Source organism: Rodentibacter sp. Ppn85, assembly GCF_001999335.1.
Classification (GTDB): Bacteria; Pseudomonadota; Gammaproteobacteria; order Enterobacterales; family Pasteurellaceae; genus Rodentibacter.
In genome coordinates this window covers 19,419-27,887 of sequence record NZ_MLHS01000043.1, presented here as the reverse complement: position 1 = coordinate 27,887, position 8,469 = coordinate 19,419, and the positions used below count along the sequence as shown (strand labels likewise).

Annotated in this window: 3 protein-coding genes and 1 pseudogene; 2 read left to right on the top strand and 2 right to left on the bottom strand. The window is 41.2% G+C overall.

Features of this window, described 5'->3' with window-relative positions:
* Nucleotides 1-133: 133 nt before the first annotated feature.
* Both BKL51_RS08155 and BKL51_RS08150 read left to right on the top strand, forming a co-directional pair.
* A pseudogene (locus BKL51_RS08155) lies at nt 134-1,347 on the top strand (IS256 family transposase).
* Nucleotides 1,348-1,672: 325 nt separating this feature from the next.
* Entirely contained in the window at nt 1,673-4,069 is a 2,397-nt protein-coding gene (locus BKL51_RS08150) for a cation-translocating P-type ATPase (protein WP_077466210.1), read from the top strand.
* Between the two features lie 363 nt (nt 4,070-4,432).
* On the opposite strand, the gene infB is transcribed toward BKL51_RS08150, so the two are convergent.
* On the bottom strand, nt 4,433-6,964 hold the full coding sequence (gene infB / locus BKL51_RS08145) for a translation initiation factor IF-2 (protein WP_077466209.1): 2,532 nt from the start codon (nt 6,962-6,964) through the stop codon (nt 4,433-4,435).
* Between the two features lie 12 nt (nt 6,965-6,976).
* A complete protein-coding gene (gene nusA / locus BKL51_RS08140; RefSeq protein WP_077466208.1) occupies nt 6,977-8,464 on the bottom strand; it encodes a transcription termination factor NusA in 1,488 nt (495 codons plus the stop codon).
* Nucleotides 8,465-8,469: the final 5 nt, after the last annotated feature.

Sequence of the window (8,469 nt, the reverse complement as noted above, 5' to 3'; positions counted from 1 at the left end):
AATCTACGTCAGCCCCTAATTTATTATTCTTTTAGATAAAAACTCAAATAATAACATACAAACCAACGAGCCTATACCAAACTTTGTGTAAATGCCTGTTTCTGGGATAATCACCTAAAAACAGGTATTTTATATGAACGAAAAACAACTCCATGCCTTGGCAGCGGAGCTTGCCAAAAACCTCAAAACGCCCGAAGACCTGAATCAACTCTCCCGAGCATTGAAAAAAATCACGGTAGAAGCAGCACTCAATGCGGAATTAACCGACCACCTTGACTATGAAAAACACCAACCTAAAGCTACCCAAAATACGTGTAATGGCTACAGCTCAAAGCGGGTGAATTTTAATGAAGGAGAAATAGATATTGCCATTCCCCGTGACCGGAATGCGTCTTTTGAGCCATAGCTCATCAAGAAAAACCAAACCCGCATTACCGGTATGGATGAACAGATAATTTCTTTATATGCCAAAGGCTTAAGTAATCAAGAAATTGTTGAAATGTTTAAGGAGTTATACTATGCGGATGTTTCTGCCTCATTGATTTCCCGGGTAACCGATTCGGTGAAAGAACGGGTTTTAGCATGGCAAAACCGCCCGCTAGATGCGGTTTATCCGATAGTCTATTTGGAGTGTATCGTAGTAAAGGTACGTCAAGACGGACGGATTATCAATAAATCGGTCTTTGTGGCATTGGGTGTCAACTTGGAGGGAAAGAAAGAATTATTAGGACTTTGGATGGCTGAAAATGAAGAGGCAAAATTTTGGGCAAATGTGTTGTCAGAGCTGAAAAATCGTGGATTGAAAGATATTTTAATTGCGTGTGTAGACAGGTTGAAAAGATTTCCTGAAGCTATCAATGCCGTTTTTATCCGAATACCAAGATTCAGCTCTGTATCGTCCATATGGTGCGCAACAGCTTACGCTTTGTATCTTGGAAGGATTATAAAGCTGTAACGGCGGATTTAAAGCGAATTTACCAATCCTCTACGGAAGCAGCGGTAGCCTTAGAAGCATTAGCGACCTTCACCGACACGTGGCAGGATAAATATCCTTTAATCTCAAAGAGTTGGCAGAGTAATTGGGGCAATATTGCGACGTTATTCAGCTACCCTGAAGACATCCGTAAAGCGATTTATACGACTAACGCCATTGAATCGTTAAATAGCGTAATACGCCGGGTTATCAAGAAGCGTAATGTATTTCCAACGGATGATGCGGTATTTAAGGTGGTATGGTTGGCAATAAGGGATGCCTCTAAAAAATGGACAATGCCTATCCAACATTGGCGTATGGCTTTCAACCGTTTTATAATTGAATTCGGTGATCGTCTAAGCGATCACCTTTAGGTGGAATAGGTGTTTACACAATATGTGGGATAGGCTCCTTTAAATAGAATTTTCAGCTACCGCCCTCGCCTTTGGCTCGGTTGCTCAACTAAAAAATGCGATTAAAAAAAGACTTTGCTATTTAATCGCCTTTTTCAGTTTACTGTATGATTAACAATTGCTATCCTCTACTCCTACTTCTTCTTTTCATTTTATTTACATAATTAGGAAGAATTTTTGCATATTTTCGTATTTTACGCTTGACATCGTATTGACTACAAGGTTTTAAATGACAATACGTTGAATAACAACGTTCGCATCAAAATAAGAAATTAAGGAGCAAAATATGAAAGATTGTTGTTCTAAAGAAGGGAAAATTACATTCACTCCCGCAGAGGATACCTTCTACAAAGTCGGCACCACTTGTCAAACAGAGAAGGCACATCTTCACGAACATGCCCCGGACTCTAAACAAGAACATCGTTGCCATCATAACCATGAACATCATGATCACAACCATAAGCATGACCATGGACATAGCTGTACCCATAAACATACTCATGGAAAAGAATCCCATGAATTCGAGAAAGTATTAGATGTACCGGATGGTTTTATTTTACAACGTTTTTATATCCAAGAAATGGATTGCCCAACAGAAGAAGGAGTGATCCGTAAAAAATTAGATAACCACCCGGACATTAAGGTCATGTCATTTAATCTGATGAAACAAGTATTGCAGGTGATAATACGGGAAGGTAGTTCTCTAGATATGGTAAAAGAAATTGCCAATTTGGGTATGACTGCACAAGCCTTAAAAGATAATACTAAAACGGTTCCTAAAAACGATGAAAAAAATCGAACCTTTTTGTACAGACGGTTAATTCCAGCATTACTCCTTGCCTTTTCAGCAGAAATGATCGATTGGTTTTCAAGTAATCTCCATGTTTATACTGGGTTACCTGAGAATGGCATAACTATTATTACTGCGGTTATTTCTCTTTTGGCTGTTATATTGGCAGGTATAGGCACTTATAAAAAGGGATGGATAGCCATTAAAAACAAAACCTTGAATATCAATGCATTAATGAGTATTGCCACCACCGGCGCAATCCTATTAGGTGAATTTCCTGAAACTGCCATGGTAATGTCACTTTTTGCGTTAGCTGAATGGATTGAAGCCAAATCACTGGATCGGGCAAGAAATGCGGTACAATCACTCCTTGCCCTCACGCCAACTACTGCCATCGTACAACAAGCCGATGACAGCTGGTCAGAAATGGGGGCAGATCAAATTACTATCAATAGTAAAATACGGGTACGGCCTGGAGAAAAAATCGCCCTAGACGGCATAATTGAAGAGGGTTCTTCTGAATTAAATCAATCACCAGTTACCGGCGAAAGCCTTCCTGTTGAAAAAACTGTAGGAGATACTGTTTTTGCTGGTTCTATCAATGAATCCGGCTCTTTTATTTATCGTGTAACCGCCCTGGCAAATGATTCTACGCTTGCACGTATTATTCATGCCGTAGAAGAAGCCCAAACCACAAAAGCGCCAACCCAGCGTTGGATTGATAAATTTGCCGCCATCTATACGCCCTCAGCTGTAATATTTGCTTTGCTGATAGCACTTATTCCCCCATTTTTTGATGGTCAATGGACAGAGTGGATGAAACGTGGCTTGACAATTTTAGTCATTGCCTGCCCATGTGCCTTAGTGATTGCTACCCCGGTTTCTGTCGTCAGCGGGCTAACAGCAGGTTTACGGCGAGGCATGGTTATTAAGGGAGGGGTTTATCTTGAGCAAGGACGTTTATTAAAAGCCATTGCACTAGATAAAACCGGCACAATTACCCATGGTAAACCTTTCTTAACAGACAAAATCATCCTCAATGAAGAGTGCCAAGTAGAAAACTTCGCCTATTCCCTTGCTTCACACTCCGATCACCCCGTATCTAAAGCCATTACTGCTCTTACGGGAGAATTGAAAACAGTAACAGACTTCACTGCACTACCGGGGCGTGGTAGTGAAGGGGTTATTGAGGGGGAGCGTTACCGTTTAGGTAACCACCGAATGATCCATGAAGATGGACTCTGTTCTCCTGCATTGGAATCCCAGATCGAACATTTTGAAAAACAAGGTAAAACAGTGGTGGGTTTAACCAATGAACAGCATGTATTAGCATTATTTGCTGTAGCAGATACTATTAAAGATACCTCCCGTCAAGCGATTGCATCCTTACACAAATTAGGCGTACGAACCATTATGCTCACGGGGGATAATAACAATACAGCTCAACAAATTGCCCAGGAGGCAGGCATCGACACTGCCATAGGAGAAATGTTGCCCGAAAATAAGCTCACTGAAATTACCCGCTTAAATAAGCAGGGGGCTACGGGAATGGTAGGTGATGGTATTAATGATGCCCCCGCTCTTGCCCAAGCTGATATTGGTTTTGCTATGGGACACGGTGGGAGTGACAGTGCAATTGAAACTGCTGATGTTGCGATTATGGACGACGATTTGAAGAAAATTCCTGAATTTATCAAACTCTCCCAGCGTACCTACTTTATTCTTTGGCAGAATATTTTATTTGCGCTCGGCATAAAAGTGGTCTTTCTTATTTTAGTACTTTGGGGAATGAGTTCTATGTGGATGGCTGTTTTAGCTGATGTCGGTACTAGTTTGTTAGTGGTTGCAAATGGTTTGCGTCTTTTAAAAACGCCTGACCATCTCATAGACTAAACTTCTTTATACAAAAAGCCCGAATACGAGCCTATCCCACATATTGTGTAAATACCTATTCCACTTAAAGGTGATCGCTTAGATGATCACCGAATTCAATTATAAAACGGTTTAAAGCCGCGCCAAGAGCCTATACCAACCATTTTTTAAAGGCATTTTCTCGCTTTAGTTTTTGATGTAAAAAAGCTAATTCCATTTCTAATTTTAGGTTTTGTTTTTCTCGTTAATGTAGCTAAAACTAAACCTAATGAAAATTTAGTTATCCCTATTTGACAAAATGCGGTGAGATTTTCCTATTTTTTTATATTCGGATAATCTCACAGCAACATCTAAAAGTTTTTACAGGCTACTAAACCATAAAGATTAAATCGAGCGTTTAACTTCAACCACTTCGAATACCTCGATTTGGTCGCCAACTTTCACATCATTATAGTTTTTCACGCCAATACCACATTCCATATTGCTACGCACTTCTGCCACATCGTCTTTGAAACGACGGAGTGATTCGAGCTCGCCTTCAAAAATAACCACATTATCGCGTAATACACGGATTGGATTGTTGCGCTTCACAATACCTTCCGTCACCATACAACCGGCAATTGCACCAAATTTTGGATGACGGAACACATCACGAACTTCTGCCAAACCGATGATTTCTTGTTTGAATTCAGGTTGTAGCATACCGCTCATTGCTGCTTTGATTTCGTTAAGCAATTCATAAATTATTGAATAATAACGTAAATCAATATTTTCACTTTCGATCACTCGGCGGGCTGAAGCATCAGCACGAACGTTGAAACCGACCATAATAGCATTAGAGGCGGCCGCCAATGTGGCATCGGTTTCCGTAATACCACCTACGCCAGAACCGACGACTTTCACTTTCACTTCATCCGTTGAAAGTTCGTGTAAAGCTTGAACAATCGCTTCCACAGAACCTTGTACGTCTGCTTTAACGATAACATTCAATTCTGCCACATCGCCTTCTGCCATATTGCTAAACATATTTTCAAGTTTTGCTTTTTGCTGGCGGGCAAGTTTGACTTCACGGAATTTACCTTGACGGTACAACGCAACTTCACGAGCTTTTTTCTCATCACGCACGACTGTGGCTTCGTCACCGGCTGCCGGCACGCCGGAAAGTCCGAGTACTTCGACAGGGATAGACGGTCCGGCTTCGTCAATTTCTTTACCATTTTCGTCACGCATCGCACGAACACGACCATACTCAAAACCGCAAAGCACAATATCGCCCTTACGTAAAGTACCGGATTGAACCAGAATCGTTGCTATAGGGCCTCGGCCTTTATCAAGGTAAGATTCAATCACAACACCACTTGCCATACCATCTTTCACGGCTGTTAATTCCAGCACTTCGGATTGAAGAAGAATCGCATCTAACAAATCATCAATACCGAGACCTTGTTTCGCTGAAACCGGCACAAATTGAACGTCCCCCCCGAATTTTTCCGCAATGACTTCATGTTGCAGTAATTCTTGTTCTACCCGATCCGGGTTAGCTTCCGGTTTATCAATTTTGTTTACCGCTACAACTAATGGAGCCCCCGCCGCTTTTGCGTGTTGAATTGCTTCAATGGTTTGAGGCATCACACCATCATCTGCAGCCACCACAAGAACCACAATATCCGTTGCTTTTGCACCTCGTGCACGCATTGAAGTAAATGCGGCGTGTCCCGGCGTATCAAGGAAAGTAATCATTTTGCCATCATCCATTTCCACATGATATGCACCGATATGTTGGGTAATTCCGCCTGCTTCACCGGCAGCCACTTTAGCTTTACGAATATAGTCAAGTAGGGACGTTTTACCATGGTCAACGTGACCCATAATAGTCACTACCGGTGCACGGGTTACTTTTTCCGCATTGACATCACGATCTCCTAGTACCGCTTCTTCAAGTTCATTTTCATTTCGAAGAATCACTTTATGACCCAGTTCTTCCGCTACTAATTGCGCAGTTTCTTGATCAAGCACTTGGTTAATTGTCACCATTTCGCCCATTTTCATCATCATTTTGATGATTTCAGTGGCTTTAATTGCCATTTTATTGGCAAGTTCTGCAACAGTAATAGTTTCGCCAATCACGACATCTGCTTTAGCAACTTGAACAGGTTTTGTGAAAGCCTGTTGTAATGCCGCACCTTTCTTAGCATTTTTACCTTTACCTAATTTACCTTCTTTTTGGTTTTTACGGTTAGATTCACGCTCATTTCGACTATTCTTGCTATTATCGTCATCGCGACCGCCTTTTTTCGCTTTCGCTACTTTATTTTTTCCACGACCACGATTTTCATTACGGCGTTCTTCTTCATCTTCCGCCTCAAGCGCATATTTTGAACTTAAATTATAGTCGGAATAATCTTCTGACGAAGATTCGTTATCCTCATCATCCATTTCAGCATAGCGTCTTGCTTCTTCAGTAGCCTTACGGGCTTGCTCCTCTGCTTTTTGACGAGCAAGCTCTTCCGATTTACGGCGAAGTTCGGCTTCTTCCGCTTTGCGTTTTTCTTTTTCTACAGCAACGGATTTAGTTTTAGAATTGACCGCACTTTGTGAGCTTTTAGCTTGGAATTCCTTCTCCGTTTTTAATTTCTCTGCTGTAGCTTTTTCTGCCTCCAAGCGCGCTTTTTCCTCCGCGACTTTCTTTTCCGCTGCTTTTTTAGCTTCCAATTCTTCTTGTTGCGCTTTTAATTTTGCAGCTTCTTCTGCTTTTTGAACCGCATCAGTTTTCACCGTACGTTTTTTACGTACTTCTACTTGAACGGATTTACTTTTACCTGCCGTTGTTGTTGCATTTACTACCGTTCTAGTTCTACGTTGAATACTTAATTTTTTCGGTGCTTCGCTATCTGTTTTTTTTACTTCATCAGTCATAATTAATTCTCCTTATTCTTCGCTGAACCAACAGATATTACGCGCAGCCATAATTAAATCAGCGGCTTGTTCTTCTGTTAACTCTTCAATATCCGCTAAATCATCAACACCTTGTTCGGCAAGCTCTTCAAGAGTGGTAATTTGTTTTTCGGCGAATTTGAACGCAATATGACGGTTCATACCATTCAAGTTTAATAAACGTTCTTCAATATTTGCTTTTTTCAATGCTTCTTCTTCCGCCACGGCTACTGCAGTGATCGCATTTTTTGCACGGGTTTGAAGCTCTTCAACAAGATCTTCATCTTCCAAACCATAAATTGCCGTTAATTCACTTACCGGCACATAAGCAATTTCTTCTAAACTTGTAAAGCCTTCTTCTACAAGGATTTGTGCAAACTCTTCATCAAGCTCTAATGTATTCATGAATAAATTCAATGCCTTGTTATCTTCTGCCTGATGTTTCTCATTAAGTTCTTCCGTAGTCATTACATTTAATGCCCAGCCGGTTAGTTGGGTGGCTAAACGCACATTTTGACCGTTACGTCCGATTGCTTGCGCAAGATTTGCTGCGTCAACAGCAATATCCATTGAATGATTATCTTCATCGACAATAATGGAATTGACATCCGCAGGTGCCATAGCGTTAATGACAAATTGTGCCGGATTATCATCCCAAAGTACGATATCGACACGTTCTCCTCCCAATTCATTGGTAATAGCTTGAACTCGAGCCCCACGCATACCTACGCACGCACCAACAGGATCGATACGTTTGTCATTTGATTTCACTGCAATTTTCGCGCGAGAACCCGGATCACGGGCAGCTCCACGAATTTCAATCATTTCTTCGCCAATTTCCGGCACTTCAATACGGAATAATTCGATCAGCATTTCCGGTTTCGCACGTGTAACGAATAATTGTGCGGTTTTACTTTCCGGAACGACTTTATAAAGCACGCCACGGACACGATCTCCCGGTCGGAAATTCTCACGTGGTAACATATCCTCACGAGCAATAACTGCTTCGGCTTTATTGCCTAAATCCAAGATAATACTCTCGCGACTCACTTTTTTTACCGTACCGGTGACAATTTTGCCTTCTTCGGAACGAAATTGTTCCACTACTTTCGCGCGCTCCGCTTCGCGAATTTTTGTGCTGATAACTTGACGTGCAGTTTGCATTGCAATACGGTCAAAAGCGATAGATTCAATTTGATCTTCAACATAATCCCCAAGTTGGATTTCAGGATCATCAAATTGAGCGGCTTCTAAAGTAATTTCTTTTGTCGGTACCTTTACTTCATCTACGACTAGCCAGCGACGGAAAGTATCAAACTCACCATTTTTAGGGTTAATTGAAACGCGAATATCGGTTTCATATTCGTATTTTTTCTTAGTCGAAAGTGCAATCGCACTTTCTAACGCTTCAAAAATTTTTTCACGCGGTAATAATTTTTCATTAGACACCGCTTCTGCCGCTAATAAAATTTCTTTACTCATTTTTC